At 72.7% G+C, this 23,487-nt stretch carries 19 protein-coding genes; 16 read left to right on the top strand and 3 right to left on the bottom strand.

Annotated features, from left to right (window positions below):
- The first annotated feature begins 10 nt into the window (after positions 1-10).
- Positions 11-1,180, top strand: coding sequence for a DNA polymerase IV (gene dinB, locus ACS3YM_RS10210; protein ID WP_439936335.1), 1,170 nt, complete (start codon positions 11-13; stop codon positions 1,178-1,180).
- A gap of 86 nt (positions 1,181-1,266) precedes the next feature.
- Positions 1,267-1,707: a DUF3040 domain-containing protein gene (locus ACS3YM_RS10205; protein ID WP_439936334.1), complete on the top strand. Its 441-nt coding sequence runs from the start codon at positions 1,267-1,269 to the stop codon at positions 1,705-1,707.
- 364 nt (positions 1,708-2,071) lie between these two features.
- Here the strand turns inward: ACS3YM_RS10205 and ACS3YM_RS10200 are convergent, their stop codons facing one another.
- Genes ACS3YM_RS10200 through ACS3YM_RS10190 form a run of 3 tightly spaced genes read right to left on the bottom strand, consistent with a single transcriptional unit; the run spans position 2,072 to position 6,709 of the window.
- Complete coding sequence (locus tag ACS3YM_RS10200; RefSeq protein ID WP_439936333.1) at positions 2,072-4,456, bottom strand: transglutaminase family protein; 2,385 nt, start codon at positions 4,454-4,456, stop codon at positions 2,072-2,074.
- A complete protein-coding gene (locus tag ACS3YM_RS10195) occupies positions 4,453-5,721 on the bottom strand; it encodes a DUF58 domain-containing protein (protein WP_439936332.1) in 1,269 nt (422 codons plus the stop codon). Before ACS3YM_RS10195 ends, ACS3YM_RS10200 begins: the two co-directional genes overlap by 4 nt.
- Positions 5,714-6,709 carry an AAA family ATPase gene (locus ACS3YM_RS10190; RefSeq protein WP_439936331.1) on the bottom strand — a complete coding sequence of 332 codons (996 nt, stop codon included), beginning with the start codon at positions 6,707-6,709 and terminating at the stop codon, positions 5,714-5,716. The genes ACS3YM_RS10195 and ACS3YM_RS10190 overlap by 8 nt, the downstream gene beginning before the upstream one ends.
- Positions 6,710-7,106: 397 nt before the next feature.
- Between ACS3YM_RS10190 and mraZ the strand changes: the two genes are divergently transcribed.
- The 14 genes from mraZ (at position 7,107) to ftsZ (ending at position 23,472) form a co-directional block, all read left to right on the top strand.
- Entirely contained in the window at positions 7,107-7,535 is a 429-nt protein-coding gene (gene mraZ / locus ACS3YM_RS10185) for a division/cell wall cluster transcriptional repressor MraZ (protein ID WP_056607086.1), read from the top strand.
- Between the two features lie 253 nt (positions 7,536-7,788).
- Positions 7,789-7,950 (top strand): hypothetical protein, encoded by a 162-nt coding sequence (locus tag ACS3YM_RS10180; RefSeq protein ID WP_439936330.1) that lies wholly within the window; start codon positions 7,789-7,791, stop codon positions 7,948-7,950.
- A 4-nt stretch (positions 7,951-7,954) separates the two neighbouring features.
- Complete coding sequence (rsmH, locus tag ACS3YM_RS10175) at positions 7,955-8,932, top strand: 16S rRNA (cytosine(1402)-N(4))-methyltransferase RsmH (protein WP_439936329.1); 978 nt, start codon at positions 7,955-7,957, stop codon at positions 8,930-8,932.
- The gene (locus tag ACS3YM_RS10170) at positions 8,929-9,507 is read left to right on the top strand and encodes a hypothetical protein (protein ID WP_439936328.1); all 579 of its coding nucleotides are present in this window, start codon (positions 8,929-8,931) and stop codon (positions 9,505-9,507) included. Before rsmH ends, ACS3YM_RS10170 begins: the two co-directional genes overlap by 4 nt.
- A 132-nt stretch (positions 9,508-9,639) precedes the next feature.
- The gene (locus tag ACS3YM_RS10165; RefSeq protein ID WP_439936327.1) at positions 9,640-11,367 is read left to right on the top strand and encodes a peptidoglycan D,D-transpeptidase FtsI family protein; all 1,728 of its coding nucleotides are present in this window, start codon (positions 9,640-9,642) and stop codon (positions 11,365-11,367) included.
- A 17-nt stretch (positions 11,368-11,384) separates the two neighbouring features.
- A complete protein-coding gene (locus tag ACS3YM_RS10160; RefSeq protein ID WP_439936326.1) occupies positions 11,385-12,920 on the top strand; it encodes a UDP-N-acetylmuramoyl-L-alanyl-D-glutamate--2,6-diaminopimelate ligase in 1,536 nt (511 codons plus the stop codon).
- On the top strand, positions 12,917-14,311 hold the full coding sequence (locus ACS3YM_RS10155; protein WP_439936325.1) for a UDP-N-acetylmuramoyl-tripeptide--D-alanyl-D-alanine ligase: 1,395 nt from the start codon (positions 12,917-12,919) through the stop codon (positions 14,309-14,311). Before ACS3YM_RS10160 ends, ACS3YM_RS10155 begins: the two co-directional genes overlap by 4 nt.
- Positions 14,308-15,420, top strand: a complete 1,113-nt coding sequence (gene mraY / locus ACS3YM_RS10150) for a phospho-N-acetylmuramoyl-pentapeptide-transferase (RefSeq protein ID WP_439936324.1) — start codon at positions 14,308-14,310, stop codon at positions 15,418-15,420. The genes ACS3YM_RS10155 and mraY overlap by 4 nt, the downstream gene beginning before the upstream one ends.
- The gene (gene murD, locus ACS3YM_RS10145; protein ID WP_439936323.1) at positions 15,413-16,912 is read left to right on the top strand and encodes a UDP-N-acetylmuramoyl-L-alanine--D-glutamate ligase; all 1,500 of its coding nucleotides are present in this window, start codon (positions 15,413-15,415) and stop codon (positions 16,910-16,912) included. The genes mraY and murD overlap by 8 nt, the downstream gene beginning before the upstream one ends.
- Before the next feature lie 38 nt (positions 16,913-16,950).
- Positions 16,951-18,225: a putative lipid II flippase FtsW gene (gene ftsW, locus ACS3YM_RS10140; protein ID WP_439936322.1), complete on the top strand. Its 1,275-nt coding sequence runs from the start codon at positions 16,951-16,953 to the stop codon at positions 18,223-18,225.
- Between the two features lie 10 nt (positions 18,226-18,235).
- Positions 18,236-19,321 carry an undecaprenyldiphospho-muramoylpentapeptide beta-N-acetylglucosaminyltransferase gene (gene murG / locus ACS3YM_RS10135; protein WP_439936321.1) on the top strand — a complete coding sequence of 362 codons (1,086 nt, stop codon included), beginning with the start codon at positions 18,236-18,238 and terminating at the stop codon, positions 19,319-19,321.
- On the top strand, positions 19,318-20,730 hold the full coding sequence (gene murC / locus ACS3YM_RS10130) for a UDP-N-acetylmuramate--L-alanine ligase (protein WP_439936320.1): 1,413 nt from the start codon (positions 19,318-19,320) through the stop codon (positions 20,728-20,730). The genes murG and murC overlap by 4 nt, the downstream gene beginning before the upstream one ends.
- Positions 20,731-21,477 (top strand): cell division protein FtsQ/DivIB, encoded by a 747-nt coding sequence (locus ACS3YM_RS10125; RefSeq protein WP_439936319.1) that lies wholly within the window; start codon positions 20,731-20,733, stop codon positions 21,475-21,477. It begins immediately after the preceding gene.
- 756 nt (positions 21,478-22,233) lie between these two features.
- Complete coding sequence (gene ftsZ / locus ACS3YM_RS10120; protein ID WP_439936318.1) at positions 22,234-23,472, top strand: cell division protein FtsZ; 1,239 nt, start codon at positions 22,234-22,236, stop codon at positions 23,470-23,472.
- Positions 23,473-23,487 lie beyond the last annotated feature (15 nt).

Below are 23,487 nucleotides of genomic sequence, written 5' to 3'. Positions count from 1 at the left end.
GGGGCCGGCCATGACCGACACCCCGCTCCTGCACGTCGACATGGACGCGTTCTACGCCTCCGTGGCTTTGCGCGAGCGTCCCGACCTGCTGGACCAGCCGGTGGTGGTGGGCGGCAGCGGGCGAGGCGTCGTGCTCGCCGCCAACTACGTCGCCCGCCGCTACGGCGTCCGCTCGGCGCTGCCGATGACGCGGGCCCGCCGGCTGTGCCCCCACGTCGTGGTCATCGAGCCCGACTACACCACCTTCGCGAGCGTCTCGGCCTCGGTGATGGAGACCTTCCGCGAGGTGACCCCGTTGGTGGAGGCGCTGTCCCTCGACGAGGCGTTCCTCGACGTACGCGGCTCGGTGCGGCGCCTCGGGCCGCCGGCGGTGATCGCCGAGCACCTCCGCTCGACGATCCACGACGAGCAGGGCATCACCTGCTCGGTGGGGGTGGCGGCGACGGTCTCGGTCGCCAAGCTCGCCAGCAGGCGGGCCAAGCCCGACGGCGTGATCGTGGTGCCACCGGCCGAGGTGACCTCGTTCCTCCACCCGCTCGACGTGGGGGAGCTCTACGGCGTGGGGGAGAAGACCCGGGCGCTGCTCCACCGCTTCGGCCTGGTCACCGTCGGCGACGTCGCGCACACCCCGCTCCGCACGCTCCAGCGCGCCGTCGGCGACCACCTCGGCCGCGAGCTGCACCACCTCGCTTGGGGCACCGACCGCAGCGAGCTGACCCCGCGGGCCGGACCTCACGAGCCCGAACGCTCGATGGGCGCCGACGAGACCTTCGCCCGCGACACCGACGACCGCGACGTGATCGTCCGCGAGCTGCTGCGTCTCTCCGCCCGGGTGGCCGGCCGGATGCGCGCGGCCGACGTGGCCGGGCGGACGATCACCCTCAAGGTCCGCTTCGCGGACTTCACCACGATCACCCGGTCGCGCACCCAGCCCGAGGCCACCGACGTCACGGTGGAGATCCACCGCGCGGTGACCCGGCTCTATGACGCGCTCGGCCTGCAGCGCGCCCGCCTGCGGCTGGTCGGCGTACGGGTGGAGGGCCTGGTGCCCCGCAGCACCGTCCACCGCCAGCTGGTGCTGGGCGAGCCCGAGCACGGCTGGGCCGACGCCGACCGGGCGGTCGACCGGGCGACGCGCAGGTTCGGTTCCGCAGCCGTCAGGCCGGCAAGCCTTGTCTGATCCACCACGTTGGGGTGATTTTTCGAAGGACGCCTACCGTGAGCGCAGGAGCGTGCCTAGACTTGCGACGAGAGGTAGGAGGAACCGTGGAGCTCTCCGAGGAAGAACTGCGACTGCTGGAGCAGATGGAGCGCGCCCTCGTCGAAGAGGACCCGAAGCTCGCCTCCACGCTGCGCGGCACGTCCTTCCAGCGCGCTGCCCGTCGCCGCATGGTCCTGGGTGGCGCCATCCTGCTTGCCGGCATCGGCCTCCTGGTCGTCGCCGTGCTCCTCGAGCTGAGCGCCGTGATCCAGACCGTCGTGGGTGTGCTCGGCTTCGTGATCATGCTCGGTGGCGCGATCCTCGCGCTGACCTCGGCCCGGTCGCCCGGCCACCACCCGAGCCCCAAGGTGCGCGCCTCCGGCCGTTCGGGGTTCGGCGTCGTCGACGGCGGTCGCCGGCACCGCCCCGGCCGCCAGCGTTCCGGCAGCCCCTTCATGGAGCGCATGGAAGAGCGGTGGCGTCGTCGCCGCGAGCGCGGCTTCTGACCCTTCCGGCCTCACGAGCCTGAACCGACCCGGACGTCCTGACGTCCGGGTCTTGTGCTGCCGACCGGGCACTTCCTTGCGCTCAGACGTGCCGACCGGGCACTTCCTCGCGCTCAGACGTGCCGACCGGGCACTTCCTCGCGCTCAGACGTGCCGACCGGGCACTTCCTCGCGCTCAGACGTGCCGACCGGGCACTTCCTCGCGGTGACTCCATCACTGCCGCGCGAGGGATCGCCCGGTCGGCGCTGTGCAGCGCGAGGGATCGCCCGGTCGGCGCTGTGCAGCGCGAGGGATCGCCCGGTCGGCGCTGTGCAGCGCGAGGGATCGCCTGGTCGGCGCTGTGCAGCGCGAGGAAGTGCCCGGTCAGCCGACGAGCTCGTCGACCGTCCGGCTGGTCTCGTGGTCGACGGGGACCTCGGACTGGGCCGAGCGCGAGTGGGGGCGCGACGGCGAGCGGTGGCGCCACGGCGTACGGCGTCGTCCCACCACCGATGACGGCCACCAGGTGGCGCGGCGTACCTCACCGGGCGTGACGCCCGCGGCGAGGGACTCCTCGACCAGCAGGGCGTCGACGTGGCACTGCTCGGAGGTGAAGGGTTCGGGGTTGCGGGAGTAGCGGCTGCGCTCCAGCGCCTGGACCAGGCGGTCGAGGGCCTGCGCGGCCTCCGGCGCCTGCTCGCGACCGCGTCGCGGACGGTCGGGCCGCGCCCCGCCCGCCACCGGGGTGGCGAGCAGGCGGCCGAGCCAGTCGCCGGCCCGCCGTGGCGAGCGCCCCACCGGCCAGGCGTGACCGAGGTCCTGGGCGACGTCGCGCAGCTCGGCCCACAGGTCCTCGATGTCACCGAAGAGCCGCCGGCGGCGTCGCGACGTACGCACGAGGCGTGGGGTGAGCAGCAACAGGGCGAGGACCGCGAGGCCGGCGAGCCCGGCGAGGACCGGCACCCACGGGATCGCCGACGAGCCCTCGTCGGCGGACCCGGTGTCGGCTCCGGGGCTCTGCCCACGCTCCGGCATCAGCTCGGTCGAGCGGCTCGCGCTCGGGCTCGGGCTGTCGGGCGCCGGGGCGAGCTCGGCGGTGGTGTAGCCGGGGGCCTGGGTGCCACGGGACTGCGGGGTGGGCTCGAAGCGCACCCAGCCCGACCCGGGGAAGTAGAGCTCGGGCCACGCGTGCAGGTCGTGCGCGGAGAACTCCCAGGCGCCGTTGGTGGCCTTCTCCGGCTCGAGGAAGCCGACCGCCACCCGGCTCGGGATGCCGAGGACCCGCGCCATGATGGCCATCGAGGCCGCGAACTGCTCGCAGTAGCCCACCCGGTCGTCCATGAACGCCAGCAGGTCGGCGCCGCCACTGCCGGCGGACTCGACCTGCCGGCGGTCGTAGCGGAAGCCGCCGTCCTCGCGGAACCACTGCTGCAGCACCTGCGCCTTCTGGAAGCGCGTCGGGGCGTCGGCGGTGACGCTCGCGGCGAGGCGGCGGATCTCGTTGCTGAGGTTGGGCGAGACGTCGGTGAAGATGCCCGACACCGAGCCGGCGCCTGACACCGCGCTGTTCATCGACTCCGCGTCGTAGGTCAGCTGGACCCCGGAGAAGTCGTAGGTGCGGTCGACGGTGGTGACATCGTCGCGGGCCGCGATGAAGTCACGCGTGTTGACGTCGTAGCGCCAGTCGGTGCCAGCGGCGATCCGGGTCGTCTGCGCGACGGTGGGCAGCCAGCTGGACTTGAAGTCCGGGCCGATGCGCACGTCGTACTTGTACTCCTTGCGCGGCACGCTGACCGAGACCCCGTCGAGCGGGGGCAGCGGCCCGGTCGCGGTCTGGCTCTCCGGGATCTCGCGGTCGCCGGGGGTCCAGGCCGAGCCGTTGAAGCGGGTGAGCACCGACAGCCGGAAGTAGGTGGGCTTGGGTCCGGGGGTCGTGACCCACAGCAGCGGGATGTCCTCACCGCGGCTCAGGTCGCGGCGCAGGTCGACCATGGGGTCCTTGACCTCGACCTCCCGCGTTCCGGGGCCGTTGCCGTCGAAGACACTCATGCGCATGGTCGGCACCGCGGCGGGCAGCACGACGGCCAGGGCGATCGCCCCCGCCCCCAGCGCGACCGCGGTGTTGCCGATCGCGCCGGTGCGCACGGAGAAGGCGCCCCGCTCCCCGTCGGGTGCGCGACCCCAGCTGGCGACGTGGTCGCTGTGCTGGATGAAGACGAGGGTGAGGAAGAGGCCCGCGACCACGACGAAGAGCCACCACGACACGGCCTTGCCGGTGACCGCGACAGGCAGGGTGTACGCCGCCAGCAGCACGAGCCCGGCCACGGGTGCGCGGCGCAGGGTGCAGGCGATGAAGTCCATGAGGACGACCACGAGCGTCCCGCCGATGAGCAGCAGCGGGTGCACGGGTGGGACGCCCAGCTGCACCGGTGCGGCGTAGCTGCGCGAGCTCTCGAGGGCGTCCCGCAGGGCGGCCATGAAGGCGTCGACGTTGTCCGGGGTGGGGATCGGCGACCCGGTCGTGGTGCCCAGGACGAGGAGGGCGCCGAGGACGAGCTGCCCGGCGACGATCGCCGCGACAGGGAGGCGGCTCCACCGGGCGAGTGCTCCCAGCCCGCCGAGGACGACACCGATGAAGAGGAGGGGGAAGGAGACCTCGGCGAAGCCCTCGGTCAGCACGCGCCACGACAGGACGGTGGCCCAGCCCGCGAGCAGCGCGATGCCGGCCACCCGCAGCTGGTGGGGGAGGTTGCTCCACGAGGCCCTCATCGTGCGGCTCCCGCCGATGCCGTGGCTCGGCTCTGCATCAGGCCGAGCTCCTGCCAGGCGGTGTCGAGACGGTCGCGGGGGCCGAGCGTGACCGACCGCCACCCGGTCGAGGTGAGGTGGGCCGCGGCACCGGGGCCCGGCTGCACCGGCAGGTGCGGCGCCCAGGCGTCGACGTCGAGCGCGATGGCCAGGCTGGACGACGCGTGGTGCTGCATGCGGCGCAGGAAGGGGAGGTCGGTCTCACCGAGCCCACCGAAGACGCCGACGACGAGGCCGCCGTGGCCGGGCTCGGACAGCCACTGGGTGTCGGGCGCAGGGGAGTGGTCGAGCTGCACGACGGCGAGCGCCTCGAGCAGCGGCACCGTGCTGGCGTCGGCGCTGTGGGAGTGCCACTGGGTCTCGCGGCTGTCGCCCGACGCGGTGACCAGGCGCACGGTGTATCCGTGGTGGGTGAGGTGGACCGCGATCGAGGCGGCGGCCGAGACGGCGCCCTCCAGCGAGCTCGCGGCTCCCTGGCCGCGGTGGGAGGTGCCGCGGTTGTCGAGGAAGACGGTCGCCCGCGACTGCCAGGGCTGCTCCTCGCGGCGGACCATCAGCTCACCGACGCGGGCCGAGCTGCGCCAGTGGACCCGGCGCAGGTCGTCGCCGCGACGGTACTCACGGACGGTCACGTCCTCCGCGCTGCCGATGGCGAAGGCGCGCGGCCGGTTGTCGCCGGAGCCCGTCCAGGCCCCGCCCAGCGGGATGTTGGGGAGCGTGGTGGTACGCGGGGTGACCGTCAGCCGGGTGGTGGCGTGGAAGGTGCGCCCGAGCTCGACGAGGCCGAACGGGTCGGTGACGCGCACCGACATCGGACCGATCTCGAACTGGCCGCGGAGCTCCGAGCGGACCTGGTAGGTGGCGTGGCGGCGCCAGCCGTGGCCGAGCCCCTCCAGCACGAACCGCGGCCGTGTGCCCAGGACGTAGGGGAGGCGCTCCTCCAGGAGCAGCACCCCGGTCGGCGTGCGTGACTCGTTGGCGACGGTGAGCTCCACCGTCGCGGGCTGGCCGGCGACGACCAGCTGGGGGGAGAGCGTACGCACGAGCGCGAGGCGGTAGCGCGACCGCCCGACCCACCAGGCGGTCAGGAGGGGGAGCGCCGCCACCAGCACGCCGATGCGGACGACGGAGGAGTGGCCGACCACGATCGCCGCGGCGATCGTGGTGATGCCGGCGGCGAGGAACGCCCGTCCGCGGACGGTCAGTGCGGCGAGTGCCTCACGCACGGCTGCCACGAGAGTCGGACGCGTCGGGGACCGGCACGGACTCGACGATCCCGGAGAGGATCGCCGAGGTCGTGCGTCCGCTCATGGTCGCCTCGACATTGGGCAGCAGCCGGTGCGCGAGCACCGGCGAGGTGATGCCGTGGATGTCGTCGGGGAGGACGTAGTCACGACCCTGGGTCGCGGCCACGGCCTTGGCGGCCCGCACCAGGTGGAGCGTCGCGCGGGGCGAGGCGCCGAGGTGCAGGTCGTTGCTCGTGCGGGTGGCCGTCGTCAGGGCGACCGCGTAGCGGTGGACGGCCGAGGAGACGTGCACCTGGCCGACGATGTCGATGACCTTGCGGATCTCCCCGGCGTGCGTGACCGGCTCGAGGTCGTCGAGCGGGTTGTGCGACGTGTGGCCCTCGAGCATCGCGATCTCCGCGGACTCGACGGGGTAGCCGACGGACACCCGGGCCATGAAGCGGTCGCGCTGCGCCTCGGGCAGCGCGTAGGTGCCCTCCATCTCGATCGGGTTCTGGGTGGCGATCACCATGAACGGCGCCTCGAGCTGGTAGGTCGCGTTGTCGACGGTGACCTGCCGCTCCTCCATGCACTCGAGGAGTGCCGACTGCGTCTTGGGGGAGGCGCGGTTGATCTCGTCGCCGACCACGATGTTGGCGAAGACGCCGCCGGGGCGGAACTCGAACTCCCGGGTGTCCTGGTTGAACACCGAGACGCCCGTGACGTCGGAGGGCAGCAGGTCGGGCGTGAACTGGATGCGCCGCACGGTGCAGTCGATGCTGCGGGCCAGCGCCTTGCTGAGCTGGGTCTTGCCGACGCCCGGCACGTCCTCGATGAGGAGGTGGCCCTCGGCGAGGAGGACCACGAGCGCGGCGTTGACGACGTCGGGCTTGCCGGAGATGACGCGCTCGATGTTCTGCCGGACCGCGCCCGTCACCCGCCGCACGGTGTCGAGGTCGGGTGCCTGCCCAGATGCCCCTGTGCTCACGTCTTGCCATCCCCTCGTGCGGCCCTCGTCAGGCCCTCATCAGCGCTGTCTCCACGGTAGTGGTGCGCGCAACATACCTGTCCACAGCCGCTCGTAGAGGCCCTCGGAGGCAGTCCGTCTGCGGACTTCTGCCCGGCCGCCCCCACTTTCCCCCACCACCCGCTGCCGTCGTCCCCCACCGGCGCTCCACCCGAGCCCCGCTGAGCGTGGATCGGCGTCCAGCCGCGCTCGACCGGGCGGGCCGCAGCAGGGGAGGGGCCGCGCCGTGGGGCGAGCGACCGGCCGAAATTCACGCGTGGAACACGCGCGTTCTGGTTGACGGTGGAGTGAAGTGGAGTACTGTGGTGCGAAGTGGGGGACAGGGTCGATCTGCCCGCCGAGCAAGGGGAGGTGCCGGATGTTCTTCGGCACCTACACGCCCAAGCTCGACGAGAAGGGCCGCCTCTTCCTCCCGGCGAAGTTCAGGGACGAGCTGACGGAGGGACTCGTGGTGACCAGGGGACAGGAGCGCTGCCTCACTGTCTGGTCGCTGGAGGACTTCGGGAGGCTCACCGACCGACTCCGCGAGGCGCCGGTCACGCAGAAGAACACCCGTGACTACGTCCGCATGCTGTTCGCCGCCGCCAGCCAGGAGGTGCCGGACAAGCAGGGACGGATCAACATCCCGGCACCGCTGCGGGAGTACGCCTCGCTCCGCAAGGAGTGCGTCGTCATCGGGTCCATGAACCGGATCGAGATCTGGGACCCCACCGCGTGGGCGACCTACTCGGAGGAGCAGGAGCAGAAGTTCTCCGAGCTCAGCGACGAGGTCTTCCCCGGCATCTGAGCACCAGCCCGACCAGCACCGACACAACACCACAGCTGACACATCGCGACCCGCATCACCAGGTCTCGAGCCCGCTCCTCGCGTGGCCATCTGGGGCACTTCCCCGGCACCAGAGGGCACCCCTTCGCAGGGAGCGGGCAGGGACCTGGTGCGGCGGCTCACCCCGTGCCACCTGGCGGGGCGTGTCAGCCGCACCGCCAACCTGCACCAGCAGCACGCCAGCAGCACACCAGCAACCAGTGGGGTCGAGACCATGAGCACCACCCAGCCCTTGGGACGCACCGCAGCGGCACGGCCGCTCCGGGTGCGTGACCAGGCGCGCGAGGCGGCTGCCCTGATCGCGTTCTCCGCCGCCACGGCGTCCTCCCTGGCCCTGGCGCTGCTCCTGCTCACGCACCTGGGATCCCAGGGCTGACTCGATGACCACTCCCCGCCACGCCCCGGTGCTGCTCGACCGGGTCGTCGCCCTGCTGGCGCCTGCTCTCGAGGCACCCGGCTCGGTCTACGTCGACTGCACGCTCGGCCTCGGTGGCCACAGCGAGGCCGTCCTCGAGCGGCTGCCCGACGTCCGGGTGATCGGCATCGACCGCGACCCGGACGCGCTCCGGATGTCCCGCGAGCGGCTGGCCGCCCACGGCGACCGCTTCACGGCCGTCCACGCGGTGTACGACGAGCTGCCGGAGGTGGTCGGCAGCCTCGGCCTCGACCACGTCGACGCCGTCTTCTTCGACCTCGGCGTCTCCTCGATGCAGCTCGACGTGCGCGACCGCGGCTTCGCCTACGCCGAGGACGCGCCGCTGGACATGCGCATGGACCCGACGACCGGGCCGACCGCCGCAGACCTGCTCAACACCGCCACCGCCCAGGAGCTCACCCGCATCCTGCGCGAGTACGGCGAGGAGAAGTTCGCCAGCAAGATCGCCCGCGAGGTCGTACGACGTCGCGAGGCGACGCCGTTCACCACCAGCGCCGGCCTCGTCGAGCTGCTCTACGACACGATCCCCGCACCCGCACGGCGTACGGGCGGCCACCCGGCCAAGCGCACCTTCCAGGCGTTGCGGATGGCGGTCAACGACGAGCTCGCCGTCCTGCGCCGTGCGATCCCCGCCTCCCTCGAGGTGATCGGGGTCGGCGGCCGCGTGGTCGTGGAGTCCTACCACTCGCTCGAGGACCGCCTGGTGAAGCGGGCCTTCGCCGACGCCACCCGGCTCGACGTGCCGCCGGACCTGCCGTTCGTGCCCGAGGGGGCGGAGCCGTCCTTCCGCCTGGTCACCCGGGGCGCCGAGCGGGCCGACGAGCACGAGATCGCCGAGAACCCCCGAGCAGCCTCCGTCCGACTGCGCGCCGTCGAGCGCGTCCGCCCGTCATCTCCCCCTTCCCCAGGAGCCGTCAGATGAGCAGTCCCGCCCTGCAGACCCGCACCCGGGTCACCCGGATCGCCCAGGACGCCGTCGACAAGGCCCGACTCACCGTCGTCCCGCGCGTGCGCACACGGGCTCCGCGAGTGCCGTTCGTGACGCTCGTGAGCCTCGTCCTGGTCGCGGGCATCGTGGGGCTGCTCCTCTTCAACACCTCCATGCAGCAGGCGTCGTTCGCGGCCTCGTCGCTGGAGAACGAGGCCGACGTCCTCGCCGCCCGCGAGCAGACGCTGCGCATGGAGCTCGACGAGCTCCGCAACCCCCAGCGGGTGGCGGAGGAGGCCCAGCAGATGGGCATGGTCATCCCGTCGGCGCCGGTGTTCCTCGACCTCAAGACGGGCAGGACGAGCGGGGTCCGCACGCCGGCCACCCGCGAGAACGCCATCCAGCTGCTGCCGCCGGCGCCCGTGATGCCGGCGATCCTCGCGCCCGCGCCCACGGTCGTCGAGGTCCCGGCCGCCACGACCCCCGAGCCGCCGGCGCTGCCGGAGACGCAGGCCAAGCAGCAGGCCGGCCAGAAGAACAAGCAGGGCAAGAAGAACCGCAACCGCTGACGGCGCGGTCGCGTCGATCCGCGCCGCCGCCGCCATACATTCGCCGACATGGCCCTCGCGACAGTGGGCCGGGAAATGAGGAGACCAGTGCCGAGCACCCGCACCAGGCGCGGCGCCTCCAGGGGCGCCCCCATGCTGCGACTGCGCATCGGGTTCGTCCTCATCGCGATGGTCCTCTCGTTCTTCGGCGCCAGGCTGGTGCAGCTGCAGGGCGTCGACCCCGGCTCGTACGCCGCCATGGCCGCCGCCGAGGGCGCGGTGCGGGTGCCGCTGCAGGCCGAGCGCGGCGACATCCTCGACCGCAACGGCATCCCGCTGGCCGACTCGATCAAGGGCAAGATGGTCATCGCCGACCCGAGCCTCACGGCCGACCAGGCGCCGGAGATCGCCCGCATGCTCTCCGACCAGCTCTCCGTCGACTACTTCCGGACCCTCACCGCCCTGCGCGGACGCAAGGAGGGCAGCCGCTACGAGTACGTCGCCCGCCGGGTGCCGAGCACCCTGGCCGGGGACACGCTCGCCGCGCTCGACGAGGCCGGCTACGAGGGAATCTCGCTCCAGGACGACCCGATCCGGGACTACCCCGCCGGCGACGTCGCGGCCAACCTCATCGGCTACATGGGCACCGACGAGCCGCTCGGCGGCTTCGAGCGCACCTTCGACAAGCAGCTCGCCGGCGTCGACGGCGAGGCCACCTGGCAGTCCAACTCCGGCAAGGGCGTACGGATCCCGCTGCGCGAGAGCACGCTGAAGGCCGCGCAGAACGGCACGCCGCTGCGCACCACCATCGACCGCGACCTCCAGTGGTTCACCCAGAAGGTCCTGGCCCAGACGGTCCAGCAGTACCGCGCCGAGAGCGGCGCCGCGATCGTCATGGACACCCGCACCGGCGAGATCCTGGCGCTGGCCGACGTGCCGACCTTCGACGCCAACAAGCCGACCGAGGCGAAGGAGGAGGACCTCGGCTCGCGGGCCATGAACGACACCTACGAGCCCGGCTCCGTCGAGAAGGTCCTCACCGCGTCGTCGTTGATCGACGCGGGCAAGGCCTTCCCGCGTCAGAAGTTCAAGGTGCCGCCGAGCCTCGCGCGCCAGGACCGCGTCATCGGCGACTGGTTCGACCACGGGATGATCCGGCTCACGCTGGCCGGGATCATCGCGCAGTCGTCCAACATCGGCACCGTGCTGGCGGCCGACGCGTTCTCACCGCCGGAGCTGGTGGCCTACCTGCAGAAGTTCGGCCTCGGCCAGAAGACCCAGATCGGCGTGCGCGGCGAGACGCCCGGCATCCTCACCCCGGGCGAGGCGATGACCTCGCAGACCAAGGACCGCGTCGCGTTCGGCCAGTCGCTGTCGGTCAACGTCGCGCAGATGGCCGCCGCGGTCAACACCATCGCCAACGGGGGAGTGCGGGTCGCGCCCAGCCTCATCGCGGGCTCGGCGGTCACCGACGACGGCGTCACCGTCGGCACCGACGTCGCGTCCCGCACCCGCGTGGTCAGCAAGCGGGCCGCCCGGGCGACCGCGAAGATGATGGAGAAGGTCGTCGACCCCGAGGACGGCGTCGCTCCGCGGGCCCAGGTGCCCGGGTACCTCGTCGCGGGCAAGACCGGCACCGCGCAGCGGGTCGCCGCCGACGGCATGGGCTACGACGGCAGCACCACGGTCTCGTTCGGCGGCTTCGCGCCGGCCGACGACGCCCGGTTCACCGTCTACGTCGTGGTCCACGCCCCCCAGGTCGACGGCGGCGGCGGCTCGATCGCCGGCCCGGTGTTCTCCCGGATCATGGGCTACGTCCTGGGCCGCTACGGCGTCGAGCCGACCAACGGGAAGCCGTCGCGTCTGCCCGTCGAGTGGTGAGTCGATACGCTCGCTCGGTGGATCAGCCCGGTGAGCCCATGATCGCGACGCGACCGCGACAGGCACCCTCGACGACCGCGTCCGACCTCGCACGGTGGCTCGGCGGCACGACCGACGTGAGCGTGCACGGCGACCTCGGCGTCGCTGTCTCCGGGATCTCGCTGAGCACCGTGCGCATCCGCCCCGGCGACCTGTACGCCGCCCTCCCGGGGACGCGAGCCCACGGCGCCGACTTCGCCGCGCAGGCGCTGTCGGCCGGCGCGGTCGGCGTCCTGACCGACGCCACGGGGCTCAACCGGCTCCCGCCCGGCACGCCGGCCATCGTGGTCGCGGAGCCGCGCCGCGTGCTCGGGCGCCTGGCCGCCCGGATCTACGGCGACCCGGCCACGGACCTGCGCGTCATCGGCGTCACCGGCACCCAGGGCAAGACGACCACCACCCGCATCCTCGAGCAGGGCCTCACCGCCTCCGGCGTCACCTCCGCCGTGATCGGCACCGTCGGCACCCGGATCGCCGGGGAGGACGTCAAGACCGAGCTCACCACCCCGGAGGCGCCCGACCTGCACGGCCTCTTCGCGGTGATGCGCGAGCGGGGCGTCGACACCTGCGCGATGGAGGTCTCCAGCCACGCGCTCGTGCTCGGCCGGGTCGACGGCGTGGTCTTCGACGTCGCCACCTTCCTCAACCTCGGGCGCGACCACCTCGACTTCCACGCCGACGTCGACGACTACTTCGCCGCCAAGGCGAGCCTCTTCACCCCCGAGCGGGCCGCCGTCGGCCTGACCAACGTCGACGACGAGTTCGGGCGGCGGCTCCTGGAGGTCGCGGGCATCCCGATGTCGACGTACTCCTCACGCGGTGGCGACGCCGACTGGCGCGCCGTGGACGTCGAGCTCACGGCGACCGGGGCCACCTTCACCGTGCTCGGGCCGGAGGTCGAGCTGCGGACCGCGATCCACATCCCCGGCGAGTTCAACGTCTCCAACGCGCTGGCCGCGATCGCCTCCGCCGCGCTGGCCGGGCTGGACCCGCGCTCGGTCGCGGACGGGATCGCGCGCGTCGGCGGTGTGCCCGGGCGGTTGGAGCAGGTCTCGCGCGGGCAGGACTACAGCGTCGTCGTCGACTACGCCCACAAGCCCGACGCGCTGGAGGCGGTCCTCGCCACCCTGCGCCCGCTGACGCAGGGGCGCGTGGTCGTCGTGGTCGGTGCCGGAGGGGACCGCGACACCCTCAAGCGCCCCGTCATGGGCGAGATCGCCGCCCGGCTGGGCGACCTGGTCATCGTCACCGACGACAACCCCCGCACCGAGGACCCGGCAGCGATCCGGGCGGCCGTGCTGGAGGGCGCCCGGGCCGGCGCCGCCGAGGTCCTCGAGCTCGGCGACCGCAGGCTGGCGATCCGTGAGGCCGTACGCCGCGCCGGGCCCGGCGACGTGGTGCTGATCGCAGGCAAGGGCCACGAGACCGGCCAGGAGGTCCACGGCGTGGTGCACCCCTTCGACGACCGGGTCGTCGCGGCGGAGGAGATCGACGCCCGGGAGGGCGCCCGATGATCGAGATGACCCTGGCCGAGATCGCCGACGTCGTCGGGGGAGTGGCGCACGGGGAGGCGACCGTCACGGGCGGCGCCTTCCTCGACACCCGCACCCCGGAGCCCGGCGGCCTCTTCGTCGCCGTCGCGGGCGAGCACGTCGACGGCCACGACTATGCCGCCACGGCCCGCGACGCGGGCGCCGCCGCCGCACTCGGCAGCCGTCCCACCGAGCTGCCCACGGTCGTGGTCGACGACGTGACTGCGGCGTTGGGGCTGCTGGCCCGGCACGTGGTCGACCGGCTCCCGGACGTGGTCGTGCTCGCGATGACCGGCTCGCAGGGCAAGACCGGCACCAAGGACTACCTCGCGCACGTGCTCGGCGAGGCCGGGCCGACGGTCGCCACCCGCGGCAACTTCAACAACGAGCTCGGCGTGCCGCTGACCGTGCTGCGCGCCACGCCCGAGACCCGCTACCTCGTCGTCGAGATGGGAGCCCGCGGGGTGGGCCACGTCGCCGAGCTGTGCCGGATCGCGCCGCCCCACGTCGCCGCGGTCCTCAACGTCGGCACCGCGCACATCGGCGAGTTCGGCAGCCGCGAGGCCATCGCGCTCGCCAAGGGAGAGATCGTCGAGGCGCTGCCCCCTGACGGCACCGCGGTGCTCAACGCCGACGACGACCTCGTGGTGGCCATGGCCTCCCGCACCCGCGCCACCGTGACGACCTTCGGCAGCGCCCCGGCCGACGTCGCGGTCGGTGAGGTCACCGCCGACGAGATCGGCCGCCAGTCCTTCGAGCTCACCCATCGCGGCTCCGGCGCCACGGTGCACCTGGCCCAGGTCGGCGCCTTCCAGTGGCGCAACGCCGCCGCGGCGGCGGCGATGGCCCTGGCCGCGGGCCTGGACCTCGACACGGTGGCCGACGCCCTCGGCGACGCTGGCCCCGCGAGCCGCTGGCGCATGGAGCTGGGGGAGCGGCCCGACGGGCTGGTCGTCATCAACGACGCCTACAACGCCAACCCCGAGTCGATGCGGGCCGCCCTCGAGACCCTCGCGGGCATCGGCGCCCGCAGCGGTCGGCGTACGGTCGCGGTGCTCGGCGAGATGTTCGAGCTCGGCGACGAGGCGGTCGCCGCGCACACCGGCGTGGGGGCGTACGCCGCCCAGGTCGGGGTCGACGTGCTGGTGACCGTGGGTGCCGCGGCCAGCGCGATGGCGGCGGGGTTCGACGCCGCCGGCGGGACCGGCGTGAGCATCACCACGGCGGGGCGTGACGAAGCGACGGACTGGCTGCGGCACAATGTCTCGGCTGCTGATGTCGTCCTGGTGAAGGCGTCACGGGGAGCGGCGCTGGAGCTGGTCGCCGACGACCTGCTCACTGGGAGCGGCAAGGAAGGGAGACGCACGAGATGAGAGCCATCCTGTTCGGAGGAGGACTCTCGCTGCTGATCTCCTTGCTGGGCACGCGCTACGCGATCCGGTTCTTCACCCGCCAGGGATTCGGTCAGCCGATCCGCGACGACGGGCCCACCACGCACCACGTGAAGCGCGGCACCCCGACCATGGGCGGCGCGGTGATCATCGTCGCCACCGTCATCGGCTACTTCGCGGCCAAGCTGCTCACCGGCCAGCCGCCCACCGCCTCCGCGCTGCTGCTCCTCTTCCTCCTCGTGGGGATCGGCGCGGTCGGCTTCCTCGACGACTTCCTCAAGGTGAGTCGTCAGCACAACCTCGGTCTGCGCAGCCGGGCGAAGATGATCGGTCAGACGGTCGTCGGGCTGGTGTTCGCGTTCCTCGCCCTGTCGCCCGTGCTGGAGGACGACCGCGGCTGGCGACCGGCGTCCGACCACATCTCGTTCATCCGCGACTACGAGCGGTTCGCGCTGCCGACGGTCCTGGCGATCCTGCTGGTCTGGCTCATCGTCACCGGCGCGAGCAACGCGGTGAACCTCGCCGACGGTCTCGACGGGCTCGCCGCCGGTGGCTCGATCCTCGTCTTCGCCGCCTACACGCTGGTCAACATCTGGCAGAACAGCCAGTCGTGCGCACTCGAGGCAGGGCCCAAGTGCTACGAGGTCCGCGACCCGCTCGACCTCGCCGTCGTGGCGATGGCGATCACCGGAGCCTGCTTCGGCTTCCTGTGGTGGAACGCCTCGCCGGCGCAGATCATCATGGGCGACACCGGCTCGCTCGCCCTGGGGGCTGCCATGGCCGGCTTCGCGATCATGACCCGCACCGAGCTGCTGCTCGTGATCATCGGCGGCCTGTTCGTCGCCATCACCGTCTCGGTGATGATCCAGGTCTCCGTCTTCAAGATGAGCCGCGCCAGCGGACTGTTCCGGAGCATCTTCAAGGTGCAGCCCGGCCACCGGGTCTTCCGGATGACCCCGCTGCACCACCACTTCGAGATGCTCGGCTGGGAGCAGGTCACCATCGTGATCCGCTTCTGGATCATCACCGGCCTCTGCGTCGCGGTCGGGCTGGGCATCTTCTACGCCGAGTGGGTCGCCGGAGTTGGCTAGCGCGACCCCGCCCCACATCGAGGCCCTCGGCCGCACCAGCGACTGGTCCGGCGTCCGCGTCGTGGTCGCCGGCTTCGGCGTCTCCGGCTACGCCGCCGCCGACAACCTGCTCTTCCTCGGCGCCCGGGTCACCGCGCTCGACGAGGCCACCAGCGAGGCGAAGGCCGAGAAGGCCGAGCTCCTCGAGACGCTCGGTGCGACCGTACGGCTGGAGCCCGGTGCCACCGCCGTGCTGCCCGACGACGTCGACCTGGTCATCACCTCGCCCGGCTGGCGCCCCGACGCGCCGCTGCTCGCGCAGGCGAGCGAGCGCGGGATCCCCGTGTGGGGCGAGGTCGAGCTGGCCTGGCGGCTGCGCGACCCCGAGCACCCCGCTCCGTGGCTGGCCGTCACCGGCACCAACGGCAAGACCACGACCGTGCAGATGCTCCAGTCGATCCTCGCCGCCGCCGGCCTGCGCTCCGCGGCCGTGGGCAACGTCGGGCTGCCGATCGTCGAGGCCGTGATGGACCCCGAGCCCTACGACGTCCTCGCCGTCGAGCTCTCCAGCTTCCAGCTGCACTACACGCACTCGATGTCGGCCGAGTCGGCCGTCGTGCTCAACATCGCCGAGGACCACCTCGACTGGTACGACGACGACCCGGACGACCAGCCGGGATCACGATCGGGCATGGAGAAGTACGCCGCCGACAAGGCGCGGATCTACGAGCACGTGCAGCGGGCGTGCGTCTACAACCGGGCCGACGCGGCCACCGAGGAGATGGTGCGCGAGGCCGACGTGGTCGAGGGCGCACGCGCGGTCGGGTTCACGCTCGGCACGCCCGGGCCGGGCGAGGTGGGGGTCGTCGAGGACCTGCTCGTCGACCGCGCCTTCATCGAGGAGCGCGCCACCAGCGCGGCCGAGCTGTGCACGCTCGACGACCTCGCCTCCCGGGCCCCGCACTTCGTCGCCAACGCCCTCGCCGCCGCGGCCCTGGCACGCGCCCACGGCGTGAGCCAGCAGGCGGTGCGTGACGGCCTCCGCGCGTTCGCCCCGGACGGCCACCGCATCGCGCTGGTCGCCGAGGCCGACGGGGTCACGTGGGTCGACGACTCCAAGGCCACCAACCCGCACGCCGCCCAGTCCTCGCTGGCCGCCTACGACCCGGTCGTGTGGGTCGCCGGCGGACTCGCCAAGGGCGCCCGGTTCGACGACCTGGTGCTCGCCGCGCGCGACCGGCTGCGCGGCGTCGTGCTCCTGGGGCGGGACCGCCAGGTCATCGCCGACGCTGTTTCGCGACACGCGCCCGATGTGCCGGTCATCGATGTGGGCGCGGACGAGACTGGTGACCCGATGGAGCGCGTGGTCGACGCCGCCGCCGGGCTCGCCAGGTCCGGGGACACCGTGTTGCTGGCGCCGGGGTGCGCGTCCATGGACATGTTCACCAACTACGGCGCCCGCGGCGACGCGTTCGCGGCCGCCGTGCACGCCCACATCGCCCGCAGCGACTAGCCCGACAGACCAGACCACACCCGAGGGGAGCGCGAGGAGTGACGACCGCGAACCCCGAGGACGTCGCCACCGACGCGCCGGCGCGCACGCGCCCACCGCTCGGCTCCGGGATCGCCTCCGGCTGGCGCTCGCTGCGTGAGGCGCTCGACAAGCCCCTCGCGTCCTACTACCTGCTGCTCGGCTCGTCCGCGCTGCTGCTCACCATCGGCGTGATCATGGTGCTCAGCGCGTCGAGCGTGCGGTCCTACGTCATCTACGACGACTCCTACGCCGTCGTGAAGCGCCAGCTGATGTGGGTGGTCCTGGGCCTTCCTGCCGCCTGGGTCGCCTCCCGGATCCCCGTCAGGCACGTCCGGCGCCTCGCCTACCCGGGCTTCCTCGTGGCGCTCGTGCTGCTGGGCCTGGTCGCCCGGTTCGGCGTGCTGATCAACGGCAACAAGAACTGGCTGGCCCTCGGACCGGTCAACATCCAGCCGGCGGAGATCGCCAAGCTCGCCATCGTGCTGTGGGCGGCCAACATCTATGCCCACAAGGAGCGCCGCCTGCGCGAGCTGCACCACCTGCTCGTGCCCGTCGTGCCGGGACTCTTCGCGGTCATCGGCCTGGTCCTGGTCGGCCGCGACCTGGGCACCGCCATGGTGCTCGCCGCCATCCTGCTCGGGATGCTGTGGGTGGTCGGCGCCCCGCTGCGGCTGTTCGGCCTGAGCCTGTCGGTCCTCGGCGTCGCGGCGGTCGCCCTCGCGGCCACCGACCCCGAGCGCCTCGAGCGCATCACCCACTTCACCGACCCGTTCAAGGACTACACCGACGCCGGGTGGCAGCCCGCCCACGGCCTCTACGCGCTCTCGAGCGGCGGCTGGTTCGGGCAGGGCATCGGTGCCTCCACGCAGAAGTGGGGCGACCTGCCCGAGGCGCACACCGACTACATCTTCGCCGTGCTCGGGGAGGAGCTGGGCCTGGTCGGCACGTTGCTGGTCATCGGCCTCTTCTTCACCATCGCCTACGCCGCCATCCGGGTGGCGCACAGCACCGAGGACCCGTTCGTCCGCTACGCCACCTTCGGCATCGTCGTGTGGCTGCTCGGGCAGATGATGATCAACGTCGGCATGGTGCTCGCGGTCCTGCCCGTCATCGGCATCCCCCTGCCGATCGTGTCCTACGGCGGGTCGGCACTGATGCCCTCGCTGGTCGCCCTGGGCCTGGTGATCGGGTTCGCCCGACGCGAGCCAGAGGCGGCCGCCGCCCTGGCGGCGCGACGGCGCAACCGCTCCGCGGGCCTGTCCGCAAGCGCGTCCTCCACGACCGGTCGATAGATTCTCCCTGATGCGCGTCCTTCTCGCCGGCGGCGGCTCCGCCGGCCACACCTCGCCCCTGCTCGCCACCGCCGACGCCCTGCGCCGGCTGGACCCGGCGACCGAGATCACCTGCCTCGGCACCCGTGAGGGCCTGGAGGCCCGCCTGGTCCCCGAGGCCGGCCTGCCGCTCGAGCTCGTGCCCCGCGTCCCGCTGCCGCGCCGCCCGAGCGTCGACCTGCTCCGTACGCCGACCCGGTTGCGCGCCGCTCGCGCCGCGGCCCTCGAGGTGGTGGACCGGGTGCGCCCCGACGTGGTCGTCGGCTTCGGCGGCTACGTCTCGGTGCCGGCCTACCTCGCGGCGCGCAAGCGCGGCGTCGCGATCGTGGTCCACGAGGGCAACGCGATCCCGGGGGTGGCCAACAGGCTCGGGGCGCGGATGACGAGGCACGTGGCGACCAGCTTCCCGGGCACCGACCTGCCCCACGCGGTGTGCACCGGCCTGCCGATCCGCCGGATGGTCTCCACGATGGATCGCGCCGCCCTGCGCGAGGAGGCGCTGACGGCCTTCGGCCTGCGCCACGACCTGCCCACGCTGCTCGTCACGGGGGGATCGCAGGGCGCCGCCCGGATCAACGCCGCCGTGTCCGGTGCGGCGGCCGACCTGGCGTCGGCGGGGGTGCAGGTGCTCCACGTCGTCGGTCCGAAGCACGGGCTGGACGTCGTGTCGGGCGAGGTGCCCTACGTCGTGCTCAACTACGTCGACCGGATGGACCTCGCCTACGCCGCCGCCGACGCCGTGCTGTGTCGCTCCGGCAGCAACACCGTCACCGAGGTCTCCGGCGTGGGCCTGCCCGCGATCTACGTCCCGCTCCCGATCGGCAACGGCGAGCAGGCCCTCAACGCCCGGCCCGTGGTCGACGCGGGCGGCGGCCTGCTGGTGGCCGACGCGGCCCTGACGCCGGAGTGGGTCTCGGCCAGCGTGCCGGGCCTGATGAACGACGCCGCCCGACTGGCCGAGATGGGCGCGGCGGCCCGCGGCGTCATCCCGCTCGACGCCGACGACAAGCTCGCCCGCATGGTCCTCGACGCCGCGGCGGACAGGACCGCAGCGTGAAGATCCCGGTCCCAGAGGAGATCCTGCCGGCTGCCGAGCTCGGGCGCGTCCACTGCGTCGGCATCGGCGGCGCGGGCATCTCCGCCATCGCCCGCATCATGGCCGCGCGCGGGATCACCGTCACCGGCAGCGACGACCACGACACGCCCTTCCTGCCCGCCCTGCGCGAGCTCGGCGTCACGTGCCACCTCGGCTACGACGCCGCCCACGTCGGTGACGCCGACACGCTGGTCGTCACCACGGCCGCGCGCGAGGACAACCCCGAGGTGCTCGAGGCCCGGCGGCGCGGCCTGAGGATCCTGCCCCGCTCGGCCGGGCTCGCCGCGGTGATGGCGGGCTCGCGCGTCCTCGCGGTCGCCGGCACGCACGGCAAGACGACGACCACCGGTCTGCTCACCTCGGCCCTCCTCGCGGCCGGCGTCGACCCGTCGTACGCCGTGGGCGGCGTGCTGACCGCCACCGGGCGCAACGCTGACGCGGGCGGCGACGACCTCTTCGTGGCCGAGGCCGACGAGAGCGACGGCGCCTTCCTCGTCTACCGCCCCCACGCCGCGATCGTCACCAACGTCGAGGCCGACCACCTCGACAACTGGGGCACCGAGGAGGCCTACCACCAGGCGTTCGAGGACTTCGCCGACACGATCGACCGCTCCGGGTTCCTGGTCTGCGTCCTCGACGACCCCGGCGCCGCGCAGCTGGCCCGCCAGGCGCGTGCGCAGGGCCTCGACGTGGTGACGGTGGGGGAGTCGCCCGACGCCGACCTGCGCATCCACGACCTGACGCTCGACGGCTCCACCTCCACGTGCCGGGTCTCGCGCGCCGGGAGCGACCTGGGCGAGCTGCGGCTGCGGATCCCCGGGCGCCACTACGTGCTCGACGCCGTGGCCGCGCTGGCGATGGGCCTGCAGCTCGGCTGCTCCTTCGACGACCTGGCCGAGGGGCTGGGACTGTTCACCGGCACCGGGCGCCGCATGGAGCTGAAGGGCGAGGCCGGCGACGTCCGGGTCTACGACTCCTACGCCCACCACCCCGTCGAGATCCGCGGCGACCTCGAGGCGGCGCGCGCGCTCGCCGGCGAGGGCCGCGTGGTGGCGGCCTTCCAGCCCCACCTCGTCTCGCGCACCCGCATCTTCGGCGAGGCCATGGGGGTCGCGCTCGGGGCGGCCGACGAGGTCGTCGTGCTCGACGTCTACGTCGCCCGCGAGGACCCCGACCCCGAGGTGACGGGCCACCTCGTCGCCAAGGCCGTGCCGCTGCCGCCCGAGCGGGTGACGTACGTCGACGGGCTGGGCGCGGCCGCCCAGGTGCTCGCCGAGCGCGCCCGCCCGGGCGACCTCGTGATCACCCTCGGCGCCGGCGACATCACGAGCGTCGGGCCGCAGGTGCTCGAGCTGCTCGGGGGTGCGTGAGTGGAGCAGGAGGACCGCAGGAGCCGGCGCACCCGTCGCCGCTTCGCGCGACGGCAGTGGGCGCGCCGGTGGCTGTCGCTGCGCTACGTGGTCGCCCTGGTCGCCGTGGTCGCGCTCGTGGCCACGGCGGTCTGGCTGGTGTTCTTCTCCGCCACCCTCCAGGTCGCCAAGGTCGAGGTCGTCGGCAACCAGCTGCTCAGCGACGCGCGGATCCGTGAGGTCGCGGACGTCCCGATCGGCGACCAGCTCGCGCTGGTGGACCTGGCCCGCGCCGACGCGCGCGTCGGGTCGCTGGCCGAGATCGAGTCGGTCGACGTGACCCGCACCTGGCCCGACGCCGTACGCATCGAGGTCGTCGAGCGCACCGCGGTGGCGGTGGTCGAGCTGGCGGGACGCATCCGCGGCCTCGACGCCGAGGGCGTGGTGTTCCGCGACTACAAGACCGTGCCGCGCGGGATGCCGCGCATCCGGCCCGGGGGAGCGGCCGGCACAGACGCGCTCAAGGAGGCCGCCACCGTCGTGTCGGCCCTGCCCGAGGACCTGGCGACCCGCGTCGACCACGTCGAGGTGGCCACCGTCGACCAGATCACCCTCGTCATGCGCGACGGGCGCCAGGTCCTGTGGGGGAGCGCGGAGGAGTCCGAGCTCAAGGCCCAGGTGATCGACCGGCTGATGGCGGCCGAGAAGGCCCTGGTCTACGACGTGAGCGTCCCGGGCAACCCGACCGTCCGCGAGACCGCCGGCTGAGCCTCGCTCCCTCCCGTTCCGGTGGGGGGTGGCGGCATACGACATCGGCCTTGGGCGAGGGTGGCGGCATACGACGGCGCTCCCGCTCGATGGGGTGTCGTGTGCCGCCAGGGTGGGGCGGCCGGGTGTCGTATGCCGCCACGCTCGGGCGGCCGGTCGTACGCAGCCAGACGACATCCGGCTCAGTGTGGGTGGCGGCATACGACATCGGTCTTGGGCGAGGGTGGCGGCATACGACGGCGCTCCCGCTCGATGGGGTGTCGTACGCCGCCAGGGTGGAGCTGGCGGGTGTCGTATCCCGGCAGACGACATCCGGCTCAGTGTGGGTGGCGGCATACGACATCGGCCTTGGCGAGAGTGGCGGCATACGACATCGCGACAGCGGGATTCGGTGTCGTACGCCGCCAGGGTGGAGCTGGCGGGTGTCGTACGCCGCCAGGGTGGGGCGGCCGGGTGTCGTATGCCGCCAGGCTGGGGCGGCGGGTGTCGTACGCCGCCAGGGTGGCGCGCAGAATTTTCTTCACCGAAGCCCGACACGCGGGCGTGTCTGCCGGATCGGCGGCGGACCGCTGCCTATGGTCTAGCGAAACGCGAGGTTGACATAACTATAACCCTCAGGAACACGGTTAGGGTTCCGCGGCTCCTGGGGAGGCGGATCGGAGCTCGAACCATTCCCCGGGTTCGCATCTCCTCAACGCTCAGTCCTCCGTCACACAGACCTAGACACACAGACCACTCAAGGAAGGCCCCGGAGCCGTGGCAGCAGCGCAGAACTACCTGGCGATCATCAAGGTCGTGGGCATCGGTGGCGGTGGCGTCAACGCCGTCAACCGGATGATCGAGGTCGGCCTCAAGGGCGTCGAGTTCATCGCGATCAACACCGACGCCCAGGCACTCCTCATGAGCGACGCCGACGTCAAGCTCGACATCGGCCGTGAGCTCACCCGTGGCCTCGGCGCCGGCGCCAACCCCGACGTGGGCGCCAAGGCGGCCGAGGACCACGCCGACGAGATCGAGGAGGTCATCAAGGGCGCCGACATGGTGTTCGTGACCGCGGGCGAGGGCGGCGGCACCGGCACCGGCGGCGCCCCCGTCGTGGCGCGCATCGCCCGGTCGCTGGGCGCCCTGACCATCGGTGTCGTGACCCGTCCGTTCGCCTTCGAGGGACGCCGTCGGGCCAACTCCGCGGAGGAGGGCATCAGCCAGCTCCGCGAAGAGGTCGACACCCTCATCGTGATCCCCAACGACCGGTTGCTCTCGATCACCGACCGCAACGTGTCGATCCTCGATGCCTTCAAGCAGGCCGACCAGGTCCTGCTCCAGGGCGTCTCGGGCATCACCGACCTGATCACCACCCCGGGCCTGATCAACCTCGACTTCGCCGACGTGAAGTCCGTCATGGCCAACGCCGGCTCCGCCCTCATGGGCATCGGCTCGGCCCGCGGTGAGGACCGTGCGGTCGCCGCCGCGGAGATGGCGGTCTCGAGCCCGCTGCTCGAGGCGAGCATCGAGGGTGCCCACGGCGTGCTGCTCTCCATCGCGGGGGGCTCCGACCTCGGTCTCTTCGAGATCAACGAGGCGGCAGCGCTCGTCTCGCAGGCCGCCCACGCCGAGGCCAACATCATCTTCGGCGCGACCATCGACGACGCGCTCGGTGACGAGGTGCGGGTGACCGTCATCGCCGCCGGCTTCGACGGCGGCATGCCGAAGCGTCGCTCGGACGGCAACGTCCTGCGCCAGGGCCAGCCGGCCCAGAACCAGGAGCAGACCCGCGCCGCGGCCCAGCAGCTCGCCACCAAGGCGGCCCCGGCTGCGCCCGCGCAGCACGGCTCGCCTGCTCCTGCGCAGGCTGCGTCCGCGCCGTCGGAGCCCGCTGCCCGGACGACGTTCGCCCCGTCCCCCTCGCAGGCGCCCGCGGGCCCGGCCCAGCCGCGTCAGGCCCGTCAGGTCCAGTTCGACGACGACGACCTCGACGTGCCCGACTTCCTGAAGTGACCGCCACCCCTTGAG

The organism is Nocardioides sp. N13(2025) (genome assembly GCF_051912545.1).
Lineage (GTDB): Bacteria > Actinomycetota > Actinomycetes > Propionibacteriales > Nocardioidaceae > Nocardioides.
Note: the sequence above shows the minus strand (reverse complement) of the source record. Positions and strands in the feature narration are given on the sequence as shown.